The 22,378-nt window shown below is 64.6% G+C and carries 20 protein-coding genes; 13 read left to right on the top strand and 7 right to left on the bottom strand.

All coding sequences use genetic code 11. The annotated features are described in order from the left end of the window. Positions 1 to 46: 46 nt before the first annotated feature. On the top strand, positions 47 to 1,234 hold the full coding sequence (locus AC0L2F_RS03995) for an amino acid ABC transporter permease (RefSeq protein ID WP_473247565.1): 1,188 nt from the start codon (positions 47 to 49) through the stop codon (positions 1,232 to 1,234). Between the two features lie 2 nt (positions 1,235 to 1,236). Then, positions 1,237 to 2,343 (top strand): amino acid ABC transporter permease, encoded by a 1,107-nt coding sequence (locus AC0L2F_RS03990; RefSeq protein WP_473247564.1) that lies wholly within the window; start codon positions 1,237 to 1,239, stop codon positions 2,341 to 2,343. Between the two features lie 175 nt (positions 2,344 to 2,518). Here the strand turns inward: AC0L2F_RS03990 and AC0L2F_RS03985 are convergent, their stop codons facing one another. Then, positions 2,519 to 3,937: an amidase gene (locus tag AC0L2F_RS03985; protein ID WP_473247563.1), complete on the bottom strand. Its 1,419-nt coding sequence runs from the start codon at positions 3,935 to 3,937 to the stop codon at positions 2,519 to 2,521. 126 nt (positions 3,938 to 4,063) lie between these two features. Next, positions 4,064 to 4,840 (bottom strand): SDR family oxidoreductase, encoded by a 777-nt coding sequence (locus AC0L2F_RS03980; RefSeq protein WP_007607946.1) that lies wholly within the window; start codon positions 4,838 to 4,840, stop codon positions 4,064 to 4,066. 157 nt (positions 4,841 to 4,997) lie between these two features. Between AC0L2F_RS03980 and AC0L2F_RS03975 the strand changes: the two genes are divergently transcribed. Next, positions 4,998 to 6,071 (top strand): tartrate dehydrogenase, encoded by a 1,074-nt coding sequence (locus AC0L2F_RS03975; protein WP_007607947.1) that lies wholly within the window; start codon positions 4,998 to 5,000, stop codon positions 6,069 to 6,071. Between the two features lie 167 nt (positions 6,072 to 6,238). Here AC0L2F_RS03975 and AC0L2F_RS03970 read toward each other — a convergent pair whose 3' ends face one another. The 4 genes from AC0L2F_RS03970 to AC0L2F_RS03955 all read right to left on the bottom strand — a co-directional run bounded on the left by AC0L2F_RS03970 (position 6,239) and on the right by AC0L2F_RS03955 (position 10,644). Beyond that, positions 6,239 to 7,312 carry a malate/lactate/ureidoglycolate dehydrogenase gene (locus tag AC0L2F_RS03970; protein WP_007607948.1) on the bottom strand — a complete coding sequence of 358 codons (1,074 nt, stop codon included), beginning with the start codon at positions 7,310 to 7,312 and terminating at the stop codon, positions 6,239 to 6,241. A gap of 121 nt (positions 7,313 to 7,433) precedes the next feature. Continuing rightward, positions 7,434 to 8,345, bottom strand: a complete 912-nt coding sequence (locus AC0L2F_RS03965; RefSeq protein WP_007607950.1) for an NAD(P)-dependent oxidoreductase — start codon at positions 8,343 to 8,345, stop codon at positions 7,434 to 7,436. Positions 8,346 to 8,357: 12 nt separating this feature from the next. After that, positions 8,358 to 9,608 (bottom strand): Zn-dependent hydrolase, encoded by a 1,251-nt coding sequence (locus AC0L2F_RS03960; protein ID WP_007607953.1) that lies wholly within the window; start codon positions 9,606 to 9,608, stop codon positions 8,358 to 8,360. 118 nt (positions 9,609 to 9,726) lie between these two features. After that, positions 9,727 to 10,644, bottom strand: a complete 918-nt coding sequence (locus tag AC0L2F_RS03955; protein ID WP_007607955.1) for a LysR family transcriptional regulator — start codon at positions 10,642 to 10,644, stop codon at positions 9,727 to 9,729. A 120-nt stretch (positions 10,645 to 10,764) separates the two neighbouring features. On the opposite strand from AC0L2F_RS03955, the gene AC0L2F_RS03950 reads away from it, so the two are divergent. The 6 genes from AC0L2F_RS03950 to AC0L2F_RS03925 all read left to right on the top strand — a co-directional run bounded on the left by AC0L2F_RS03950 (position 10,765) and on the right by AC0L2F_RS03925 (position 16,345). After that, positions 10,765 to 11,580: a putative hydro-lyase gene (locus tag AC0L2F_RS03950; protein ID WP_007607957.1), complete on the top strand. Its 816-nt coding sequence runs from the start codon at positions 10,765 to 10,767 to the stop codon at positions 11,578 to 11,580. 90 nt (positions 11,581 to 11,670) lie between these two features. Next, positions 11,671 to 12,915 carry an ABC transporter substrate-binding protein gene (locus tag AC0L2F_RS03945; RefSeq protein WP_007607959.1) on the top strand — a complete coding sequence of 415 codons (1,245 nt, stop codon included), beginning with the start codon at positions 11,671 to 11,673 and terminating at the stop codon, positions 12,913 to 12,915. A gap of 152 nt (positions 12,916 to 13,067) precedes the next feature. Then, entirely contained in the window at positions 13,068 to 13,946 is an 879-nt protein-coding gene (locus AC0L2F_RS03940; RefSeq protein WP_007607960.1) for a branched-chain amino acid ABC transporter permease, read from the top strand. After that, positions 13,946 to 14,929, top strand: coding sequence for a branched-chain amino acid ABC transporter permease (locus AC0L2F_RS03935; protein WP_007607961.1), 984 nt, complete (start codon positions 13,946 to 13,948; stop codon positions 14,927 to 14,929). Before AC0L2F_RS03940 ends, AC0L2F_RS03935 begins: the two co-directional genes overlap by 1 nt. Next, positions 14,926 to 15,657, top strand: coding sequence for an ABC transporter ATP-binding protein (locus AC0L2F_RS03930; RefSeq protein ID WP_007607962.1), 732 nt, complete (start codon positions 14,926 to 14,928; stop codon positions 15,655 to 15,657). The genes AC0L2F_RS03935 and AC0L2F_RS03930 overlap by 4 nt, the downstream gene beginning before the upstream one ends. After that, complete coding sequence (locus tag AC0L2F_RS03925) at positions 15,641 to 16,345, top strand: ABC transporter ATP-binding protein (protein WP_007607963.1); 705 nt, start codon at positions 15,641 to 15,643, stop codon at positions 16,343 to 16,345. The genes AC0L2F_RS03930 and AC0L2F_RS03925 overlap by 17 nt, the downstream gene beginning before the upstream one ends. Before the next feature lie 128 nt (positions 16,346 to 16,473). Here the strand turns inward: AC0L2F_RS03925 and otnC are convergent, their stop codons facing one another. Then, positions 16,474 to 17,166, bottom strand: a complete 693-nt coding sequence (gene otnC, locus AC0L2F_RS03920) for a 3-oxo-tetronate 4-phosphate decarboxylase (protein ID WP_007607964.1) — start codon at positions 17,164 to 17,166, stop codon at positions 16,474 to 16,476. 103 nt (positions 17,167 to 17,269) lie between these two features. Here otnC and ltnD point away from each other — a divergent pair, with 103 nt between their 5' ends. From ltnD to AC0L2F_RS03900, 4 genes are all read left to right on the top strand, one after another. Continuing rightward, positions 17,270 to 18,187 carry an L-threonate dehydrogenase gene (ltnD, locus tag AC0L2F_RS03915; protein WP_473247562.1) on the top strand — a complete coding sequence of 306 codons (918 nt, stop codon included), beginning with the start codon at positions 17,270 to 17,272 and terminating at the stop codon, positions 18,185 to 18,187. A 14-nt stretch (positions 18,188 to 18,201) separates the two neighbouring features. Then, positions 18,202 to 18,984 carry a 2-oxo-tetronate isomerase gene (otnI, locus tag AC0L2F_RS03910; RefSeq protein WP_473247561.1) on the top strand — a complete coding sequence of 261 codons (783 nt, stop codon included), beginning with the start codon at positions 18,202 to 18,204 and terminating at the stop codon, positions 18,982 to 18,984. Beyond that, a complete protein-coding gene (gene otnK / locus AC0L2F_RS03905; protein ID WP_473247560.1) occupies positions 18,981 to 20,270 on the top strand; it encodes a 3-oxo-tetronate kinase in 1,290 nt (429 codons plus the stop codon). Before otnI ends, otnK begins: the two co-directional genes overlap by 4 nt. Before the next feature lie 168 nt (positions 20,271 to 20,438). Then, positions 20,439 to 22,130 (top strand): methyl-accepting chemotaxis protein, encoded by a 1,692-nt coding sequence (locus tag AC0L2F_RS03900; protein WP_473247559.1) that lies wholly within the window; start codon positions 20,439 to 20,441, stop codon positions 22,128 to 22,130. Positions 22,131 to 22,378: the final 248 nt, after the last annotated feature.

Here is a 22,378-nt window from a genome sequence, read left to right as displayed (position 1 = left end):
GACGTACGCCGCCGGAAATCGCTGTCTCGAGAAGGATTTTTGTGCTGTGACGTCAGACGCTCCGAGACCGCCGCCGCGCCGCCGCTTCTTCGGCGCCTTCGGGCAGCGCGAGCTGAAAGGCCTGTTCTGGCAGGCCCTGGTGGTCGGGATCGCGGTCGCGGTCATCGTCTTTCTCTGGTCCAACACCGTCACCAATCTCTCCGCGCGCCGCATCACGACCGGTTTTGCCTTCCTCGGCCGTGAGGCCGGCATGCCCATCTCCGACAGCCTGCTGGCCTACAATCCGAGAGACTCATATCTCTGGGCCTTCGTCGTCGGCATCGCCAACACCCTGCGCGTCGCCGTGATCGGAATCGTGCTTGCAACGATCCTGGGCACGGTGATCGGCATCTTGCGGCTATCGGCCAACTGGCTGCTGTCGCGGCTGGCCGCGGTGTATGTCGAAACGCTCCGCGACATCCCGCTGCTGCTCCAGCTCCTGTTCTGGTACGTGCTGATGCAGGCGCTGCCGGCCGCGCGCGCGGCATGGCGGCCGATCGAGGGCGTGTTCCTGTCCAATCGCGGTCTGATCCTGCCGGCGATTCCGATCGGGACGCCGCAGCTTTGGGTGCTCGGCACCGCAGTGCTCGGACTTGTCGTATTCTATGTCATCCAGCGGCGGCTCATCGCGCAGCAAATGCGCGACGGCAAGCCGCGGCCGGCCTGGCCTTTCGGACTCGGATTGCTCGTTGTGCTGCCTGCGGCGGTGTCCGTGCTGCTCGGCGTGTCCTGGTCGATCGAATGGCCTGAGTTGCGCGGCTTCAACTTCGTCGGCGGGCTGACGCTGGCGCCGGAATATTTTGCGCTGCTGATCGCGCTCGTCACTTACACTTCGGCCTTCATCGCCGAGATCGTACGCAGCGGCATCCAGTCGGTGCCGCGCGGCCAATGGGATGCCGCCAATGCGCTCGGATTGCGCCGCAGCTTCATGCTGCGGCAGATCATCCTGCCGCAGGCGCTGCGCGTCATCGTGCCGCCGATGACGAGCCAGTACCTCAATCTGACCAAGAACTCCTCGCTCGCGGTGGCGATCGGCTATCAGGACGTGGTCTCGATCGCCAACACGACGTTGAACCAGACCGGGCAGGCGATCGAGGCCATTGCCTTGATCATGGCGGTGTTTCTCACCATCAGCCTCGGCATCAGCTTCTTCATGAACTGGTACAATTCGCGCATCGCGCTGGTGGAGCGCTGACCATGACGGCGATCGCCGATATTCCGGAAGCACCGCGCGCCGCCCGGCGCCCGCAGATCGGCAACCCGGTGCTCCGCTGGCTGCGCACCAATTTGTTCTCGTCGATCCCGAACGGCATCGTCTCGGTCATCTTGCTGGCGGTGCTCGCAAAGGCCATCTTCAGCTTCGCGCAGTGGGGCATCGCCAATGCGGTCTGGCTCACCCCCGCGAACGATTCCAGCGCCTGCCGCGCGGTACGCGGCGTCGGCGCATGCTGGGCGATCATCCCCGAGAAATACCGCTTCATCCTGTTTGGCACCTATCCGTTCGACGAGCAGTGGCGGCCGGCGCTGGCGGTACTGCTGTTCATTACCCTGTTCTATCTCTCCGGCCGCCGCGCCTTATGGCGGCGCGAGTTGGCCTATCTCTGGATCGGAGCGCTCGCGCTGATCAGCGTGCTGATGTGGGGCGGCATACTCGGCTTGTCGTTCGTCTCGCAGGACCGTTGGGGCGGCTTGCCGGTGACGCTGATCCTGGCGACCTTCGGTCTGGCCTTCGGCTTCCCGCTCGGCATCCTCGTCGCACTAGGCCGGCGCTCAAAACTGCCGGCGATCCGCTCGCTCAGCGTGCTCTATGTCGAGCTGATCCGCGGCGTGCCGCTGGTCAGTCTGCTGTTCATGGCGAGCGTGATGTTTCCGCTATTCATGCCGAACGGATTCAACATCGACAAGCTCCTGCGCGCGCAGGTCGCGATCATCCTGTTCGCGGGTGCCTATCTTGCCGAAGTCATTCGCGGCGGCCTTCAGGCCGTGCCCCGCGGACAATACGAGGCCGCCGACGCGCTCGGCCTGTCCTACTGGCGCAAGAACCGGCTGATCGTCCTGCCGCAGGCGATCCGCCACGTCATCCCGCCGCTGGTCAACACCTTCATCGCCTTCTTCAAGGACACCAGCCTCGTTCTGATCATCGGTATCTTCGACCTGCTGACCACGGCCAAGACCGCGATCATCGATCCGGCGTGGCAGCAATTCTCCGTCGAAGTCTACATCTTCGTCGCCGGGATCTATTTTGTCTTCTGCTTCGCGATGTCGCGGTATAGCCGGAGCCTGGAGGCGACGAGCGGAAGGTGAGGATTCTTCACCTCGTCCCGTTTGCGGGGAGAGGTCGATCGCGAAGCGATCGGGTGAGGGGGAATCTCCGCGAGTTGAACTGTCACCGTCTTCGCGGAAGCAGCCCCTCACCCCAACCCTCTCCCCGCAAGAGCGGGGCGAGGGAGTCTACCGAGCCCGCTGCGTCTTCCTCGTTCTACTTCTTCACCCGCGGATCAATCGGCGTCGTGCCGCGCACGCCCAGAATATCCTCCAGCACCTTCGCGCCGGCGATCACCTGCGCATCCGCGCGCGGAGCCCCGACGATTTGCAGCCCGACCGGCAGGCCCGACGCGGTGAAGCCGCACGGCAGCGACAGCGCGGGACAGCAGGCGAGCGTGATGGCATAGACGATGCCGAGCCACTCGACGTAATTGTCGAACCTCTTGCCGGCGCATTCGGCGACATAGCGGTGCTCGATTGGGAAGGGCGGCACGATCGTGGTCGGTACCAGCAGCAGATCGTAGCTCTTGAAGAACTCGACCGCACGCGCGGTCATGCCGACGCGCTGCGCCTCGGCGCGTTCGAGCTGCTCGATCGTGAGCTTGAGGCCTTCCTCGATGTTCCAGATCACTTCGGGCTTGAGCAGGTCGCGCTTGGTGCGCAGCAGCTGCGCCTTGCTGATCGCGAAGTCGAACGCGCGCAGTACGTGGAAGCACTCATGCGCCTCGCGCCAATCCGGATGCGCCTCCTCGACGATGGTGCCGGCTTCGGCGAAGCGTTCCGCCGCCTTCCGCGTGATCGCTTTGACTTCGGGATCCACCGGTGTGATGCCGAGGTCTGGCGAGTAGGCGATGCGCTTCGGCTTCTTGCCCGATTGTGCCGCTAACAGGAATGAGGTCGCAGGCGCGGGAAGCGACAATGGATCGGCCGCATAGTCGCCACTCATGGCATCGAGCAGCAGCGCGAGATCCTCGACGTTGCGTGCCATCGGACCGACGACGCCGAGGTTACGATCGATGGCTGATTTTGGAGTATGCGCGACCCGGCCAATGCTGGGCCGCATGCCCACGACGCCGCAGAAAGCTGCCGGACTGCGCAGACTGCCTCCCATGTCGGAGCCTTGCGCGAGCCAGGCCATGCCGGTGGCGAGCGCAACGGCCGCGCCGCCTGACGAGCCGGCTGCCGATTTGGACGTATCCCAGGGATTGAGGGTCGCGCCGAACACCTCGTTGAAGGTGTTGGCGCCCGCACCGAATTCCGGCGTGTTCGACTTGGCATAGACGACCGCGCCGTTGGCCTCGAGATTCTCGACCAGGATGTCGGACGTCGCCGGGATGTTGTCCTTGAAAATCGGCGAGCCCTGGGTGTTCAGCACGCCAGCAACATCGGTCAGGTCCTTGATTGGCACCGGCAGGCCTGCAAGCAGCCCGCGCGCCCCGGCCGGCTTCCGCATCAGCGCCTTTGCGCTCTCCCGCGCGCGATCGAAGCACAGCGTCGGCAGCGCGTTGACCTTGCCGTCGACTTCACCGATGCGCTTCTCCAGTGCATCCAGGAGCTCCAGTGGCGAGACGTCGCCGGACCGCAGCTTGTCGACGACGGTGCACGCGGTTTCGCGGATCAGGTCTTGAGACAACTATTTTACTCCTAACTCTGGACTGTCATTCCGGGGTGACCGAAGGGCGAACCCGGAATCTCGAGATTCCGGGTTCGATGCTTCGCATCGCCCCGGAATGACCGCGTCTAAATCATCTCGGGGCAATCAACCCCATCCCGCGCTGATTCCGCCATCCACCGTGTAAATCACGCCCGACGTATACCCCGCGCGATCCGACGCCAGGAACGCCATGAGGTCGCCGATCTCGCGCGCATGGGCAGGCCTGCCGAGCGGCAGGCTCTTCTGAAATTCCTTGTAGCGGCTCTCGTCGCCGAACTGGTGCTTTGCCCGCGTCTTCAGCAGGGTGACGTGACGGTCGGTGCCGACAGGGCCGGGATTGATGCCGACCACGCGGATGTTGTCGGCGAGGCTCTTGCCCCCGAGCGCGCGGGTGAAGGCCATCAGCGCCGCATTACCGGCGCTGCCGCAAATGTAGTTGGCGTCGAATTTCTCGCCGGCCGCGCCGATGTCGTTGACGATCACGCCGCCGCCCTTCGCCTTCATCTGCGCATAGATCATGCGCGTGAGGTTGATGTAGCCGAACACTTTCAATTCCCAGGCGTGGCGCCAGGTCGCCTCGTCGATCTTGTCGATGGAGCCACCGGGAATATCGCCGGCATTGTTGACGAGGACGTCGATGTCGGCGGCTTCCTTGGCGAGCCGCGTCAAATCCTCGCTCTTGCGCAGATCCACGATGCACGTGGCGGCATCGATCTGGTGCGCCGAGCGCAAGCGCTCGGCCAGAGCCTTGAGCTGATCGCCGTTGCGGGCGGCGAGGAGGAGATGGCAGCCTTCCTCGGCAAAGGCCTCGGCGGCGGCTGCGCCGATGCCCTTGGACGCGCCCGTGATCAGGACGCGCTTGCCACGCAGATGCAGATCCATGGGAGTTACTCGCAGGAGAGGAACGGGAATAAAATCAGTAGGCGGTCGGCCGCGCCATGGTCAACATTGCAGTGCAGCGTTGCACTGCCGCCGCGTTTGGTCCATTGCAGTGCGGTCAAAAAGGCGGCGGCTGCCGGAGCAATCAAGGACGTTCTCGATGAGCAAGAAACAATACCGGATCGCGGTCATTCCCGGCGACGGCATCGGCAAGGAAGTGATGCCCGAAGGTCTGCGCGTCCTGGAGACCGCGGCGAAGAAGCACGGCGTGTCCCTTCATTTCGATCATTTCGACTTCTCGTCCTGGGACTATTACGAGAAGCACGGCCAGATGATGCCGGACGATTGGAAGGATAAGATCGGCAAGCACGATGCCATCTATTTCGGCGCGGTCGGCTGGCCGGCCAAGATTCCGGATCACGTCTCGCTTTGGGGTTCGCTGATCAAGTTCCGCCGCGAGTTCGATCAGTATGTGAATCTGCGCCCGGTACGGCTGATGCCGGGCGTTCCGTCCCCGCTGGCAAACCGCAAGCCCGGCGACATTGATTTCTGGGTGGTGCGCGAGAACACCGAAGGTGAATATTCCTCCGTCGGCGGTCGCATGTTCCCGGACACCGACCGTGAGTTCGTAACGCAGCAGACCGTGATGACCCGCATCGGCGTCGATCGCATCCTGAAGTTCGCGTTCGAGCTCGCGCAGTCGCGGCCGAAGAAGCACCTGACCTCGGCGACCAAGTCGAACGGCATCTCCATCACCATGCCCTATTGGGACGAGCGCGTGGAGGCGATGGCAACAAAGTTTCCGGGCGTGAAGTGGGACAAGTACCACATCGACATCCTGACCGCGAACTTCGTGCTGCATCCGGATTGGTTCGACGTCGTGGTCGGCTCCAATCTGTTCGGCGACATCCTGTCCGACCTCGGCCCGGCCTGCACCGGGACCATCGGCATCGCGCCGTCGGGCAACATCAATCCCGAGGGCAATTTCCCGTCGGTGTTCGAGCCGGTGCACGGCTCGGCGCCCGACATCGCGGGGCAGGGCATCGCCAATCCGATCGGCGCAATCTGGTCCGGCGCGATGATGCTCGAACATCTCGGCGAGAAGGAAGCCGGCAAGTCGATCGTCGATGCAATCGAGCGCACGCTGGCCGAGCGCACGCTGCGCACCAAGGACCTCGGCGGCAACGCCGACACCACGGCTTGCGGCAAGGCGGTTGCGGACATGGTGGATTAAGGCAGGCCACCAACCACGCGTCGTCCCGGCGAAGGCCGGGACCCAATACCCCAGGGAGGAGTTGCGGTACTCGCGGGTAACCGCGAGTCTTCGCCAAACCACTTCCTGCGGTTATGGGTCCCGGATCTGCGCTGCGCTTGTCCGGGACGACACCGGTTTATAATGGCTCAGCCCGCGATCTTCTCGATCGCCGCCTGATCCAGTCCGAACTTCTTCCCGGCCTCCAAGATCTCCTGCCAGGTGGTCGGATCAACCGGAATACCCTCAGCCAGGCGCTTCTGCTTCGTCTCGCGCTCGGGCTCGCCGGCGATCTTTACCTTGTCGACGCCGGCAGCGGGCGGTGAGCCGGTGTGCCAGGCGACGAAGCTCTCGACTTCGCGCGCGAGATTGTCACCGGTGCCGAGCTTGCCGGGGTCGATGACGATCGAGAGCATGCCGTTGAGGACGTTGTACTTGCCATCGGAGGGGCCCTTGACCACCTGTCCGCCGGAGAGCGCGCCGCCGAGGATTTCGCACACCAGCGCGAGCCCCGAACCCTTGTGCTCGCCGAACGGCAGGATGGCGCCGTGCGGTGGGATCACGGTGTAGCGCGGGTTGGTGGTCGGCTTGCCCTCGTTGTCGATGATGGTGCCGGGCTCGAGCTCGACGCCCTTGTTGTGGGCGACGCGGGTCTTGCCCTGCGCGATCCTGCTGGTGGCGAAGTCGAGCACGATCGGGTCCTTGCCCGCGCGCGGGATGCCGACGCAGAACGGGTTGGTGCCGTGGCGCCCATCGCTGCCGCCCCAGGGAGCCACGATCGGACGCGAGATCACATTGACGAAGTGGATCGAGACCAGCCCGTGATCGATGCACTGCTCGGCCCAGTGGCCGATGCGGCCGATGTGGTGTGAGTTCGAAAGGCCGACGAGGCACACGCCGTTGCGCTTGGCGCGCTCGGCTGCCAGCTCCATCGCTTCATGGCCGATCACTTGGCCGTACCCGGTGAGCCCGTCGAGGGTGAGAAGCGGACCGGTGTCGAGCACGATCTTGACGTGCTGGTTCACGGCGAGGCCGCCCGTGGTGACGCTCTGGACATAGCGTGGGATCATGCCGACGCCGTGCGAGTCGTGTCCCTTGAGGTTGGCCTCGACCAGATTAGTGGACACGAGCTCGGCCTCGCGGTCCGTGGAGCCGCCGGCCTTGACGATGGCACTGATGGCTTCGATGAGCGGCTGTGCCTTGATGGTGCGGTAATCGGCCATTGTTAGTGCTCTTATCCCTTCCCAAGATTGCGGTGCGTAGGGTGGGTTAGGCGAAGCCGTAACCCACCTCTTCTGTCTTCGCGGACGTCGAGAGTGGTGGGTTACGCTTCGCTAACCCACCCTACGTTTTCACGATCCGGCGGCAGTGCTCCCACGCCGCGCCAATCAGGTTCTCGCTCGCCTCCGGTGTGCGGAAGGCCGAATGCGCCGACAGCGTCACGTTGGGCAGCTTGGTCAGCGGATGATCGCCGGGCAGGGGCTCGATGTTGAACACGTCGAGGCCGGCGTGGCGGATGTGGCCCGACTTCAGCGCATCGATCATGGCGGCCTCGTCGACGACGGCGGCGCGGGCGGTGTTGATGAGGATGACGCCTGGCTTCATCTTCGCGATCATCTCGCGGGTGATCATGCCGCGTGTCTCGTCGTTGAGCAGCAGATGCAGCGATACGACGTCTGCTCTCGCCAAAACCGTGTCGAGATCGGCGAATTCCACGCCCGGATAGCTCTTCGGCGAGCGGTTCCAGGCGATCACCTTCATGCCGCTGCCCGAGGCAATGCGCGCGACCTCCGCGGCAATACCGCCGAAGCCGATCAGGCCGAGCGTCTTGCCGGTGAGCTGCATGCCGTCTTCGCGGAGCCAGTTTCCGCCGCGCATCTCGCGGTCCATCATCGCGATGACGCGGGCCGAAGCCCACATCAGCGCGATCGCGCATTCCGCGACCGCCGTGTCGCCATAGCCCTTGATCAGGTGCACGGAGATGCCGAGCTCGGCGAGCTCCTCCGGATTCATGTAGCTGCGCGCGCCGGTGCCGAGGAACACGACGTGCTTCAACCCTGCGCAGTTCTTTGCGACATCGGTCGGCAGCGCGGTGTGGTCGACGATCGCGATCTCGGCGCCGTCGAGGATTTCAGGATATTGTTCGGGCTTGATGTCGGGATCCCTGTGGATCCGAACCTTGGGATCGCCCGGTTGCTCCAGCCGCTCCATGATCACGGCAAGAGCCTCATTGGCGTCGACGAAAACTCCGCGCATGGTTCTCTCCGGTCAGGATGCGACGCCGGCGATCGCCAGCACCGTGTGCATGAGGACGTTAGTGCCCGCGGCGCAATCGGGCTGCGTGGCGTCTTCCAGCTCGTTATGGCTGATGCCGTCCTTGCAGGGCACGAACACCATTGCGGCCGGCATGATTGTGTTGAGGTTGCAGGCGTCGTGGCCGGCGCCGGAGGTGATGCGGCGAGAGGGGTAGCCGAGCGTCTTCGCCGCGTTCTCGACTGCGGCAATCAATTTGGGATCGAAATGCGTCGGCGGCTTGCGCCAGACCAGGTCGATCTTCACCTCGACCTTGCGGCGTGCGGCGATCTCGGCGATCGCGCTGCGAAGATCGCGATCGAGAGCATCCATGATCGCGCCATCGGCGCTGCGGCAATCCATCGTGAAGGCGATCTCGCCGGGAATGACATTGCGGGAGGGGTTTGCGATCACGGCCTCGCCGATGGTGCCGACGGCCTTCGGCCCGTGCTTCTTCGCAATGGCCTCCATCGCCAGCACGATCTCGGACAGGGTCGCCAGCGCATCGCGCCGCAGCGGCATCGGCGTCGATCCGGCATGGCTTTCAAAGCCGGAAATCCTGCCGTCGTACCAGAGCACGCCCTGTCCGGAATCGACCACGCCGATGGTCTTGCCTTCGGCTTCCAGGATCGGGCCCTGCTCGATGTGCAACTCGACGAAGCAGCCGAGCTTCTGGAACCCGACCGGCTTGTCGCCGCGATAGCCGATGCCGTCGAGCGCCTGGCCGACGGTGGTGCCGTCGGCGTCCTTGCGCGACAGGATGTCGTCGGTGGTGAAGTCGCCGACATAGGCGGCGGAGGCCATCATCGCGGGAGCGAAGCGCGAGCCCTCTTCGTTGGTCCAGTTGACGACGCAGATCGGCGCCTCGGTCTCGATCCCGGCGTCGTTCAGCGTGCGGATCACTTCGAGCGCACCAAGCGTTCCCAGAATGCCGTCATACTTGCCGCCGGTGGGTTGCGTGTCCAAATGCGAGCCGATGCCGACCGGCGGCTTCGACATGTCGCGGCCCTTGCGCAGGCCGAACTGCGAGCCGAGCGCATCGGTGTGCACTTCCAAGCCGGCGTCCTCGCAGGCCTTGCGGAACCAGTCGCGCACCAGCTTGTCCTCCGCGCTCAGGGTCAGCCGCCGCACGCCGCCCTTGGCCGTCGCGCCGAACTGCGCGGTCTCGTGGATGGAGCCCCAGAGGCGGGCGGAATCGATTTGCAAATTGGTGGCGGCTCGGCTCATGCGGTCAGTCCATCTTAGCTGTCATTCCGGGGCTCGCGAAGCGAGAACCCGGAATCTCGAGATTCCGGGTTCGCTCTTCGAGCGCCCCGGAATGACGAAAGAAAATCCGGCGCCTGTTTCAATGACGCGCCGGCGCGGGCGCGTCAACTGCGAGGCTGCTCTGCGCAATCTGACATGCAAGCTCTGCGACCCGCTGCACCGCCACGACGTCGGGCGAGGCGAGCCAGCTCGCGGTGAATGTCAGCGGCGCGATCTTGAGATCGGTGTCGAGCAGTTGCAGCCGCCCGTCTGCAAGCTCGCTCTCGACGATGGCGTCGGGGATCACGGCGATGCCGAGGCCCTCGACCGCCATGTGGATGACGGTCGCAAGCGAGGCGGAGGCGTGCAGCCGGATCGGCGGCAGCTCCGGCCGGTCGAACACTTCGCGCACGACCTCGTAGGGCCGCGTCTTCCGCGGGAAGGTGATGATCGGAAATCGCGCGAGCTCGGCCCGCGTCACCGGTCCATGGCCGAGGCCGAGCGAGGGGCTGGCGAGAAAGCCGATCGGATAGTCGGCAAGGACGCGATTGTGCACCCCGGAGGCCGAGAGCGGACCGACGACGAAAGCAAGCTCGATCTCCTGCGCGAGCAGGCGCGCGGTGAGGTTCGGCGTGATGTCGACCTCGATCTCCAGCGACAGGTTCGGGTAGACTTGGTTCATGCTCTTCACGAGCCGCGGCAGCCAGGTGTGCACGATGGTTTCGGCGACGCCGAGCCGCATCACGCCGCGCATTGCCGAGCGGTCGCCGATCTCGGCGATCATCGCGGCGCGCAGGCCGATCAGCTTCTCCGCATAGACCATCATCTGCCGGCCGCTTGGCGTCGGCGAGGCCACGCGGTGGTCGCGGTTCAACAGCTTCACCCCCAGCTCGCGCTCGAGCTGGGCGATGCGCTGGGAGATCGCCGGCTGGGTCGTATTGAGGCGTGCTGCGGCGCCGCGAAAGCTGCCGAGCTTCACAACCCAGAGGAATGTCTCGATCGATCTGAAGTCCAGCATTGGAAGGATTTTCCTGACCGATAAATGAAATTTATCGATATTGATTAGAAAGGAAGATTAGACTTTATAGCACGCGTGGTGTTGGCTTGTCTTTGTCGAGTTTATAGGCAGGTCGATCTCATGACTGTTTTGGTGGCAGTGCAGCAAACTGAAACGCCCGACACGCTCCCGAGCCGCAAGGCGCGGCTCGCCTATCGCGAGGGGCTGGTCGCCTCCACCGCCGGCGTCGCCCCCGGCTTCGTCCAGGGCAATCTGGCCATCCTGCCGGCGGAACATGCCGGCGCCTTTCACCGCTTCTGCCAGCTCAACCCCAAGCCATGCCCGATCATCGGCATGTCCGACGTCGGCAGTCCGCACATCCCGGCGCTGGGCGCCGATCTCGACATTCGCACCGACGTGCCGCGCTATCGCGTCTGGCGCGACGGCGATGTCGTGGACGAGCCGACCGACGTCACCAAATACTGGCGCGACGATCTCGTGACCTTCGTGCTTGGCTGCTCGTTCTCGTTTGAAGAGGCGCTGCTCGACGAGGGCATGCCGATCCGCCACATCGAGCACAATGTGCGCGTGCCGATGTATCGCACCAACATCGCCTGCGGCGAGTCCGGTCCCTTCGCCGGCCCCATGGTGGTGTCGATGCGTCCGTTCAAGCCGGCGGATGCGATCCGCGCGGTGCAGATCACCTCGCGCTATCCGGCCGTGCACGGCGCGCCCGTGCATCTCGGCCATCCGCATCTGATCGGCATCAAGGACATCGCCAAGCCCGATTACGGCGATCCGGTGCCAGTCGCCGACGACGAGATCCCGGTGTTCTGGGCCTGCGGCGTGACGCCCCAATCGGTCATCAACGCTGCCAGGCTTCCGTTCGCGATCACGCATTCACCGGGCCTGATGCTGGTGACGGATCTGAAGAACAGGACCATGGCCGTGATTTAGTGGGCAGTGTTTGCCGCTTCTTCGAGCTTTACCGCATCCATCAATCGCTTCATTCGATCAGCCGAAATTCAGTAGCAAGAGGACTTTGCCATGACGATCACTCGCCGCGACGTATTGTTGGGAGCCACCGCTACGGCCGCGCTCGTGCCGCTGGCAGCGCGCGCACAGACTTCGGAAGTCGTGATCGGCGTGATCTATCCGTTCTCCGGCGGCAGCGCGCAGCAGGGCGTCGACGCGCAGAAGGCGTATGAGACCGCGCTCGAGGTCATCAACAAGAACACCGATTTCGACCTGCCGCTGGCGAAGGGCGAGGGCCTGCCGGGTCTCGGCGGGGCAAAAGTGCGCCTCGTCTTCGCCGACCACCAAGCCGATCCGCAGAAGGGCCGCGCCGAGGCCGAGCGCCTGATCACGCAAGAGAAGGTCTGCGCCATCATCGGTACCTATCAGAGCGCGGTCGCCGTCACCGTCAGCCAGATCTGCGAGCGCTATCAGATCCCGTTCGTCTCCGCGGACAACTCCTCGCCCAGCCTGCACCGCCGCGGCCTGAAATATTACTTCCGCGCCGCGCCGCACGACGAGATGTACTCGGCCGCGATGTTCGACTTCTTCGATGCATTGAAGAAGAAGGGCACCAAGATCGAGACGCTGTCGCTGTTCCACGAGGACACCATCTTCGGCACCGATTCCGGCAACGCCCAGGCCAAGATCGCCGGCGAGCGCGGCTACAAGATCGTCTCCGACATCAAGTATCGCGCCAACTCGCCCTCGCTCTCGGCCGAGGTGCAGCAGCTCAAGAGCGCGAACGCCGACGTGTTGATGCCCTCGAGCTACACCACTGACGGCATCCTGCTGGTGAAGACCATGGGCGAGCTCGGTTACAAGCCGAACGCGATCGTCGCGCAGGACGCCGGCTTCTCCGAGAAGGCGCTCTACGACGCCGTCGGCGACAAGCTCGAAGGCGTGATCTCGCGCGGCACCTTCTCGCTCGATCTCGCGCAGAAGCGCCCGATGGTCGGCAAGATCAACGATATGTTCAAGACGCGGTCGGGCAAGGATTTCAACGATCTCACCTCGCGTCAGTTCATGGGCCTGATCATCCTCGCCGACGCCATCAGCCGCGCCAAGTCGACCGACGGCGAAAAGATCCGCGACGCGCTGGCCGCCACCGACATCCCGGGCGAGCAGACCATCATGCCCTGGAAGCGCGTCAAGTTCGACGAGATGGGCCAGAACAACGACGCCGACCCGGTGCTGCTGCAATATGTCGGCGGCAAGTTCGTCACCATCTTCCCGCCGCAAGCCGCGATCGCCGAGGCGATCTGGCCGATGAAGTAAGACACGGCGAGCGGGAGCACAGATCGTAGCTCCCGCCCTCATCCTGAGGAGCGGGCGCAGCCCGCGTCTCGAAAGACGAGGGCTGGGCCATCCTTCGAGACGCGCGCGGTGCGCGCTCCTCAGGATGAGGACGTAGTTCGGGGGACAGACTTTTGACAGCCCAAACCATTATCCAAAGTCTCGCGAGCGGCCTCCTGATGGGCCTGCTCTACGGACTCATCGCCGTCGGCCTCGCGCTGATCTTCGGCCTGATGGACGTCACGAACTTCGCCCATGGCGAGTTCCTGATGCTCGCGATGTACCTGTCCTTTTTTCTGTTCGCCTTCTTCGCGATCGATCCCCTGCTATCGGCGCCATTGGTCGCCGCGGCCATGTTCGTTTTCGGAGCGGTGGTCTATCTGCTCGTTGTACGCTTTGCCATGCGGGCCAAGGCCAATGCCGGCATGGTGCAGATCTTCACCACCTTCGGCCTCGCCATCCTCATGCGCGGCCTCGCGCAGTTCTTCTTCACGCCGGACTATCGCAGCATTCCGCAGTCCTGGTTCGGTGGCAAAACCATCTCGATCGCCGGCATCTTCCTGCCGGCGCCGCAACTCATCGGCGCGCTGGTCTCGATCCTGGCCTTCGCCGGGCTCTATTTGTTCATCCACCGCACTGATTTCGGCCGTGCGCTGGAAGCGACCCGGGAAGATCCCGGCGCCGTGGCGCTGGTCGGCATCGACAAGAATCGCGTGTTCGCGCTCGGCTGGGGGCTTGGTGCCGCGCTGGTCGGCCTCGCTGGAGCGATCATGGCAAGCTTCTTCTATATCTATCCCGACGTCGGTGCGTCCTTTGCGCTGATCGCCTACGTCACGGTCGCGCTCGGCGGCTTCGGCAGCGTGTTCGGCGCTTTCGCCGGCGGGATCATCGTCGGCCTGGTCGAGGCCACCACCGCGCTGGTGCTGCCGCCGTCGCTGAAATCGGTCGGCATCTACGCCGTCTACCTGCTTGTCGTCTTCATCCGGCCGCGCGGCCTGTTCGGATCGATGTGATGGACAAGGATTTCGCCGCGCGGCGCCGCCGCGACCTCATCATCGCAGCGGTGCTGACCGCCCTGGCGGCGCTCGCTCCGCTGTTCATCAAGGACGTCTACGTCCAGAACATCCTGATCCTGACCTTGATGTATGCGGCGCTGTCGCAGAGCTGGAACATTCTCTCCGGCTATTGCGGCCAGATCTCGCTGGGACATGCGCTCTATTTCGGCATCGGCGCCTACACCACCGAGCTTCTGTTCACCAAGTTCGGCGTGCTGCCATGGTTCGGCATGCTCGCCGGCGGCGCAGTCGCGGCCGCGATCGCGATGGGGCTCGGCTATCCCTTCTTCCGCCTGCGCGGCCATTATTTCGTGATCGCGACCATCGTCATCGCCGAGATCGGGCTGCTGTTGTTCCAGAACTGGGAATGGGCGGGGGCCGCGATGGGAATCACCATTCCGGTGCGCGGCGACAGTTGGCTGAAGTTCCAGTTCATGCGCAGCAAGCTGCCGTACTTCTATTTCGCACTGGTGCTATGCAGCCTCGCCTGGTTCGTCACCTGGTGGTTAGAGGACTCCAAATGGGGCTTCTGGTGGCGCGCGGTGAAGGACAATCCGGAAGCGGCCGAGAGCCTCGGCGTCGTCGTGTTCAACTCCAAGATGGGCGCGGCTGCCGTCTCCGCTTTCCTCGTTGCCATCGGCGGCGCCTTCTACGCGCAGTTTCTCGCCTATATCGATCCTGAAAGCGTCATGGGCTTCCAGTTCTCGCTGCTGATGGCGTTGCCGGCGGTGCTTGGCGGCATCGGCACCCTCTGGGGGCCCGTGTTAGGGGCGGTCATCCTGATCCCGATGACGGAGCTGACGCGCTCCTATATCGGCGGCTCCGGCCGCGGCGTCGACCTCATCGTCTACGGCACGCTGATCGTGTTGATTTCGCTCGCCCTGCCGCAGGGTCTGGTGAGTCTGTTCTCTCGTGCGAAGCGGAAGGGAGCCACGCGATGATCCCGCTGCTTGAAACCCGCGGCGTCTGGCAGCGGTTCGGCGGCCTCGTCGCCAACAGCGACGTCTCGATCTCGGTCGGCCGCGGCGAGATCGTCGGCCTGATCGGCCCGAATGGTGCCGGCAAGTCGACGTTGTTCAATCTCATCGCCGGCGTGCTGCCGCCGACGCAAGGCTCGATCTGGTTCGACGGCGAGGATGTCACCAGCATGCCGGCAGCCGAGCGCTGCCAGCGCGGCGTTGGCCGCACCTTCCAGGTGGTCAAGAGCTTCGAGACCATGACTGTTATCGACAACGTCATCGTCGGTGCGCTCGTGCGCAACACCGTGATGCGCGAGGCACGCCGCAAGGCGCATGAGGTGCTCGAATTTACCGGCCTTGCCGCGCGCGCCAACGTGCTCGCGAGCGACCTCGTGCCGGCCGAAAAACGCCGCCTCGAAGTCGCGCGCGCGCTTGCGACAGAACCGAAACTGCTGCTGCTCGACGAAGTCCTCACCGGCCTGACGCCGACCGAGGCACAGACCGGTGTGGCGCTGGTGCGCAAGGTGCGTGACGCCGGCATCACCGTGCTGATGGTCGAGCACGTCATGGAGATCGTGATGCCGCTGGTCGACCGGGCCATCGTGCTCGACCTCGGCAAGGTGCTGGTCGAGGGCAAGCCCACTGAAATCGTCCGCGATCCCAAGGTGATCAGCGCATATCTGGGAGATCGTCATGCTGTCGGTGCGTGAAGTCACGACCGCCTATCAGGGCCTGGTCGCGATCTCCGCGGTCAGCATCGAGGTCGCCAAGGGCGAGATCGTCTGCGTCGCCGGCGCCAACGGCGCGGGCAAGTCGACGCTGCTCAAATCCATCGCCGGTGCCGAGCGCCCGCGTTCGGGCACGGTGACGTTCGACGGCAAGCGCCTCGACGGCATGGCGCAGCATCACATCACCGCGACCGGCATCGCCTATGTGCCGGAGAACCGCCGCCTGTTTCCGCGCCTCTCCGTGCGCGACAATCTGCGCCTCGGCAGCTATCTCTATCGCGGCGAGGCCGACCGCGAGAGTCCGCTCGATCTCGTGTTCCAGCTGTTTCCGCGTCTCTCGGAACGGCTCGAACAGCGCGCCGAGACCCTCTCCGGCGGCGAGCAGCAGATGCTCGCGATCGGCCGTGCGCTGATGACGCGCCCGCGGCTGTTGATGCTGGACGAGCCTTCGCAGGGCATCATGCCGAAGCTGGTCGACGAGATATTCCAGGCCGTGAAGCGCATCCGCGATGCCGGCATGACCGTGCTGATCGTCGAGCAGCGCATGGCGGAGTGCCTGGAGATCGCCGACCGCGCCTACATCCTGCAAACCGGCCGCGTGCTGATGCAGGGCGCAGCAAGCGAGATCAAGGGCAATCCGGACGTGCGCAAGGCGTATCTCGGGCTGTAGCATCGCCGCGAGCACAGTCGTCATCCTGAGGTGCGCGCTCTTGCGCGCCTCGAAGGATGAGCAGCAAGCGCCTGTAGCCCATCCTTCGAGGCTCCCGGCGCGATGCTTCGCATCGCGCCGCTCGCACCTCAGGATGACGGCGGTGTGTGGGGTTCGTGCCCGTGCTCCGGCAGCGATACCCCAAACACCTTCACCAGATCCGTCACCTGCTCCGGCGACAAATACCGCGGGTTCATTCCGCGCAGCAGCAGATACAGCTTCGCCGTCTCCTCCAGCTCCTCCGTCGCGAACACCGCCGCTTCCAGCGTGTCGCCCGCGACGACGGGGCCGTGATTGGCGAGCAGCACGGATGAGTACTTCCCCGCCAGCCCCCTGATCGCATCGGCGACCGCGGGATCGCCAGGGCGGTAATAAGGCACGAGCGCGGTGGCGCCGCATTTCATCAGATAATAGGCCGTCATCGGCGGCAGCGCGGCGCGCGGATCGATCTCCGGCAGCATCGACAGCGCGACCGAATGGGTAGAATGCAGATGCACGATCGCCCTTGCGCTTCCGCGCGTGGCGTAGAGCGCATTGTGCAGCGGAACCTCCTTGGTCGGCGCATCGCCCGAAACCAGCCGGCCCTGATCGTCCAGCCGCGACAGTTTTGCGGGATCGAGGAAGCCGAGCGAGGCATTGGTCGGCGTCACCAGCCAGCCTCCGCCGTCCAGCCTGACGCTGATATTGCCGGAGGAGCCGGGCGTCAGCCCACGCTCGAACAGGGACCGTCCGAAGCGGCAGATATCCTCACGCAGCAATGTCTCTTTGCTCATGGCCGTCATGGCCGTTTGTCTCACGCTTTGGCAGCGCGGCCAAGCCGTGTTATTCGGTTGCCAAGCTGCCGCAAAGGGCGGCCCTCCGGGAAACGTCGCAAGGATCAGTTGCATGTCCGCCTCCACGTCACAGAATCAGCGCATCGCCGTCATCGGGCTCGGCTCGATGGGGTTTGGCATGGCGACCTCGCTGAAGCGCGCCGGTCATGTCGTCACCGGCTGCGACGTCTCGGCTGATGCGGTCGCGCGCTTCGTGACGGAGGGCGGCGCGGGCGCCAAGACGCCGGCCGAAGCTGCCAGGGGCGCCGACATCGTCGTCAGCGTCGTCGTGAATGCCGCGCAGACCGAGACCATCCTGTTCGGCAAGGACGGCGTCGCCGAAACCATGGCCAAGGACAGCGTCTTCCTGTCGTCGGCGACCATGGATCCCGACGTGGCGCGGCGTCTCGCCAGGCAGTTGGAGGCGACGGGCCGGCACTATCTGGATGCGCCGATCTCCGGCGGGGCGCAGCGCGCAGCGCAGGGCGAGCTGACGATCCTCGCCTCCGGCAGTCCGGCTGCGTTCGAGAAAGCGCGGCCCGCGCTCGATGCCATGGCCGCAAAACTCTACGAGCTTGGCGATGCCGCAGGCCAGGGCGCCGCCTTCAAGATGATCAACCAGTTGCTCGCCGGCGTGCATATCGCCGCCGCCAGCGAGGCGATCGCATTCGCGGCCAAGCAGGGGCTCGACATCCGCAAGGTCTATGAGGTGATCACGGCGTCCGCCGGAAACTCCTGGATGTTCGAGAACCGCATGCCGCACGTGCTCGACGGCGATTACACGCCGCGCAGTGCGGTCGAGATCTTCGTCAAGGATCTCGGCATCATCCAGGACATGGCGCGCAGTGCCAGATTCCCGGTTCCGGTCTCCGCCGCAGCACTCCAGATGTTCTTGATGACATCAGCCGCCGGCATGGGCCGCGACGACGATGCGTCGGTGGCGCGGATGTATGCGCAGGTCACCGGCGTGAAGCTGCCCGGCGACAAGTAGACAAGAGGATTCCGATGCCCCGTTTTGCCGCCAATCTCTCGATGATGTTCACCGAGGTGCCGTTCCTCGACCGCTTCGATGCCGCTGCGGCAGCCGGCTTCACGGCGGTTGAGTTTCTCTTCCCCTATGAGCATCCGGCCGAGGCGGTCGGCGAGCGGCTCAAGCGCAACGGCTTGACGCAGGCGCTGTTCAACCTACCGCCGGGCGACTGGAATGCCGGCGAGAAGGGCTTTGCGGCGCTCCCGTCGCGATTCCCCGAGCTGAAGGCGAGCATGGAGACCGCGCTGCCCTACGCCAAGGCGACCGGCGTCAAGCGGCTGCATTTGATGGCAGGCATCGCCAATCGCGGCGAGCGCGTCGCCATCGAGGCGTTCTACAAATCGGTGGCGTGGGCCGCCGAGTTCTTTGCGCCGCACGGCATCGACATCGTGCTCGAGCCGATCAATGCGCGCAACGTGCCCGGCTATTTCCTCAACGATTTCGGATTCGCGCGCGACCTGATCCAGGAGCTGCGGCTTCCGAACCTGAAACTCCAGTTCGACATTTATCACTGCCAGATCATCCATGGCGACGTCACCATGCGGCTGCGCGAGATGATGCCGCTGATCGGCCACATCCAGATCGCCAGCATCCCCTCGCGCAACGAGCCTGATGGCGAGGAGCTGAACTATCCGTTTCTGTTCGACGAACTCGACCGGCTCGGCTATGCCGGCTTCGTCGGCTGCGAATATAATCCGCGCGGCAAGACCACCGACGGCCTCGCCTGGTTTAGGCCTTATGCGGGAGTGAAGCCGTGACACCTGCAGCGAAAATATCTCTTGGCTGCATTGCCGACGACTACACCGGCGCCTCCGACCTCGCCAATACGCTGACGCGTGCGGGTCTGCGCACGGTGCAGACCATCGGCGTGCCGGCGGACGATCTTACGCTGCCCGAGGTCGATGCCGTCGTGGTGTCCTTGAAGAGCCGTTCGATCGAGGCCGGCCTTGCCGTGTCGCGCTCGCGCGCGGCCGAGACATGGCTGCGCGGCCGCGGTGCGAGCCACGTGCTGTTCAAGATCTGCTCGACCTTCGATTCCACCGATGCCGGCAATATCGGCCCGGTGATGGATGCGCTGCGCGCCGATTGCGGCGAGGCGGCCGTGCTGGTGACGCCGGCGTTTCCGGAGACCGGCCGCACCGTCTACCAGGGCAATCTGTTCGTGGGCGCCGTGCCGCTGAACGAGAGCCCGCTGAAGGACCATCCACTCAACCCGATGCACGATTCCAACCTGGTGCGGGTGCTGGCGCGCCAGAGCAGGACGCAAATCGGCCTCGTCGACCTCGCCACCGTTACCCGCGGCGCGGATGCCGCGCGGGCGCGGCTGGCTGAGCTCGCGGGCAAGGGCATTGGCGCGGCGATCGTCGACGCCGTGTTCGACCGCGACCTTGAAACCATCGGCCTCGTCGCTGCCCAGCATCGGCTGTCGGTCGGCGCCTCCGGCATGGGGCTTGGGCTGGCGCGGGCGCTGGTGTCGACAGGCAAGGTCAAGCCGGCTGCGGCGAGCAGCGAAGCGAGGGCAGCGGTCGGCGGACCGGCGGCGTGCCTTGCCGGAAGCTGCTCGCAGGCGACGCTCCAGCAGATCGCGAATGCTGAGCGCGTCATGCCGGTACTGCATCTCGATCCGGACCGTATTACTACGGGCAAGGACGAGGCGCAGCGCGCGCTGGCCTGGGCGAAGCCGCGACTGGCGGACGGTCCGGTCCTGATCGCATCAAGCTCGACGCCCGATCAGGTCGCAGCGCTCCAGGCGCGCCATGGTCGCGACGCGGCCGGTCACGCCATCGAGCAGGCGATGGCCGACATCGCCGAGGGTCTGGTGCAAGCCGGCGTCAAGCGCCTGGTCGTTGCCGGCGGGGAAACATCCGGCGCCGTGGTCGACCGGTTGAAGATTCCCGGATTTCTGGTGGGAGTAGAGATCGCAGCCGGCGTCCCGGTGCTGCGTGCAGTCGGTGCTGAAAAAGGCGACATGTTGCTCGCCTTGAAGTCCGGAAATTTCGGCGGCGCGGAGTTTTTCTCCGACGCGCTTGGGCTCATGCGCTGAGCGCAGGGCATTTTTAGCGCCCTGTTCATTTGTTTCGGGCTTCGTACTCGTACGGAGTCGTCGTTAACATCTGCTCAGGTGCTCTGGTGTTAGATGTCGGTGCTGCTCCCTTAGGTTGATTCGTAAAGCTTCCAGACGCGCCGCCGCGCCAGCACAAAGAGACTCCATATGCTCGCCACCATTTCCATCCGCGCCAAGATCATCAGTGTCGTGGCGTTCCTGCTGGTCGCGATGGCCGGCATGGGCCTGCTCGCCGTCATGAAGATGCGGTCGATGAATGCCAACACCGTCGACATCACCACGAACTGGATGCCCAGCGTGCGCGTGCTCGGCGACTTGCGTGCCGGCGTGATCACTTACCGCAACGTCATCCGGGAGCATATGCTGTCGGAAACGCTGGACGAGAAGCTCGCGATGGAAAAGACGCTCGCGACCGTGATCGAGGCCAACATGAAGTTTCGCAAAACTTATGAAGGCATGATCACCTCGCCTGACGAACGGGCACTCTACGGTGAATGGTCGAAACTCTGGGAGGAGTACAAGAAGGGCACCCAGGAGGTCATGGCGCTGTCGCGCAAGGACGCCAACAAGGTCCCGCACGAAGCGCATGAGCTGAACACGAAGACGGTCAACAAGATCGGGCTTCAGGCCGACGAGGTCCTGAGGAAGGACATCGAGCTGAACACCAAGGGTGGAGACCAGGCAGCTCAGGACGCTGCAGATAGCTACAATCATGCCTTCATGCTGGTCGCGATCATTCTCGGCGCCGCCGTCCTCGTCGGCTCCGGCGTTGGCTTCTACCTCGTCCAGGACGTCTCGAACGGCATCAACTCGATTACCGAACCGATGCAGGCGCTCGGCAAGGGCGACCTTTCCGCAGAGGTTCCGCACCGCGGTGAGAAGACCGAGATCGGCGCCATGGCCGACGTGCTCCAGATCTTCAAGGAAGCGCTGATCGCCAAGAAGGCCGCCGACGAAGCTGCCGCCGCCGATGCCGAAGCCAAGATCGAGCGCGGCCGCCGCGTCGACAACATCACCCGCGAATTCGAAACCATGATCGGCGAGATCGTGCAGACCGTGTCGTCGGCCTCGACCCAGCTGGAGGCCTCGGCCTCGACGCTGACCTCGACCGCCGACCGCTCGCAGCGGCTGGCGACCACGGTTGCCGGAGCGTCGGAGGAAGCCTCGACCAACGTGCAGTCGGTGGCCTCGGCGACCGAGGAGATGGCTTCGTCGGTGAGCGAGATCAGCCGCCAGGTGCAGGAATCGGCGCGGATGGCGGGCGATGCCGTCGGCCAGGCGCGCTCCACCACCGAGCGCGTCAGCGAACTCTCGAAGGCCGCCTCGCGCATCGGCGACGTCGTCGAGCTCATCAACACCATTGCCGGCCAGACCAATTTGTTGGCGCTGAACGCGACCATCGAAGCCGCACGCGCCGGCGAAGCCGGCCGCGGCTTTGCGGTCGTCGCGTCCGAGGTGAAGGCGCTCGCCGAGCAGACCGCGAAGGCGACCGGCGAGATCGGCCAGCAGATCTCCGGCATCCAGGCGGCGACCAACGACTCGGTCGGCGCCATCAAGGAGATCTCGTCGACCATCGAGCGTCTGTCGGAGATATCCTCGGCGATCGCGGCGGCCGTGGAAGAGCAGGGCGCGGCAACCCAGGAGATCGCCCGCAATGTCCAGCAGGCGGCGCAGGGCACCCAGCAGGTCTCATCCAACATCACCGACGTGCAGCGCGGCGCAACCGAGACCGGCACGGCCTCCTCGCAGGTCCTGTCGGCGGCACAGATGCTGTCCAACGACTCCGGCCGGCTCAAGACCGAGGTCAGCAAATTCCTGACCAACGTCCGCGCTGCGTAGCGACGGCCCACGCGCAGCGCGTAAACCTCGGCGTCAACATCCATCGACCAACGAGCGGCGCCGCAAGCGCCGCTCTTTTTTTTCGGCGCTGGTAGCCTGATGTCGCCTGCAGGTAGCATCGTGAGGCGGCGCCCGTAATCATACGGGACGCGATTTCATCGATAGTTAATTTCGGCTTAGAAGGATATCGCATGGACCGCCGGCATCGCCGCAGCCCAGATTGGAATCAACTGATGTTTCATCCGGTC

The sequence above is a fragment of the Bradyrhizobium sp. Ken64 genome (assembly GCF_055807555.1).
This window is presented reverse-complemented; position numbering and strand designations above follow the sequence as displayed.

Coding starts and splice junctions, on each gene's coding strand:
- AC0L2F_RS03930 (WP_007607962.1), top strand. CDS start 14,926: ATGATCCCGCTGCTTGAAACCCGCGGCGTCTGGCAGCGGTTCGGCGGC.
- AC0L2F_RS03950 (WP_007607957.1), top strand. CDS start 10,765: ATGACTGTTTTGGTGGCAGTGCAGCAAACTGAAACGCCCGACACGCTC.
- AC0L2F_RS03990 (WP_473247564.1), top strand. CDS start 1,237: ATGACGGCGATCGCCGATATTCCGGAAGCACCGCGCGCCGCCCGGCGC.
- otnI (WP_473247561.1), top strand. CDS start 18,202: ATGCCCCGTTTTGCCGCCAATCTCTCGATGATGTTCACCGAGGTGCCG.
- otnC (WP_007607964.1), bottom strand. CDS start 17,166: ATGACGGCCATGAGCAAAGAGACATTGCTGCGTGAGGATATCTGCCGC.
- AC0L2F_RS03975 (WP_007607947.1), top strand. CDS start 4,998: ATGAGCAAGAAACAATACCGGATCGCGGTCATTCCCGGCGACGGCATC.
- AC0L2F_RS03900 (WP_473247559.1), top strand. CDS start 20,439: ATGCTCGCCACCATTTCCATCCGCGCCAAGATCATCAGTGTCGTGGCG.
- AC0L2F_RS03980 (WP_007607946.1), bottom strand. CDS start 4,840: ATGGATCTGCATCTGCGTGGCAAGCGCGTCCTGATCACGGGCGCGTCC.
- ltnD (WP_473247562.1), top strand. CDS start 17,270: ATGTCCGCCTCCACGTCACAGAATCAGCGCATCGCCGTCATCGGGCTC.
- AC0L2F_RS03935 (WP_007607961.1), top strand. CDS start 13,946: ATGGACAAGGATTTCGCCGCGCGGCGCCGCCGCGACCTCATCATCGCA.
- AC0L2F_RS03965 (WP_007607950.1), bottom strand. CDS start 8,345: ATGCGCGGAGTTTTCGTCGACGCCAATGAGGCTCTTGCCGTGATCATG.
- AC0L2F_RS03960 (WP_007607953.1), bottom strand. CDS start 9,608: ATGAGCCGAGCCGCCACCAATTTGCAAATCGATTCCGCCCGCCTCTGG.
- AC0L2F_RS03925 (WP_007607963.1), top strand. CDS start 15,641: ATGCTGTCGGTGCGTGAAGTCACGACCGCCTATCAGGGCCTGGTCGCG.
- AC0L2F_RS03945 (WP_007607959.1), top strand. CDS start 11,671: ATGACGATCACTCGCCGCGACGTATTGTTGGGAGCCACCGCTACGGCC.
- AC0L2F_RS03955 (WP_007607955.1), bottom strand. CDS start 10,644: ATGCTGGACTTCAGATCGATCGAGACATTCCTCTGGGTTGTGAAGCTC.
- AC0L2F_RS03970 (WP_007607948.1), bottom strand. CDS start 7,312: ATGGCCGATTACCGCACCATCAAGGCACAGCCGCTCATCGAAGCCATC.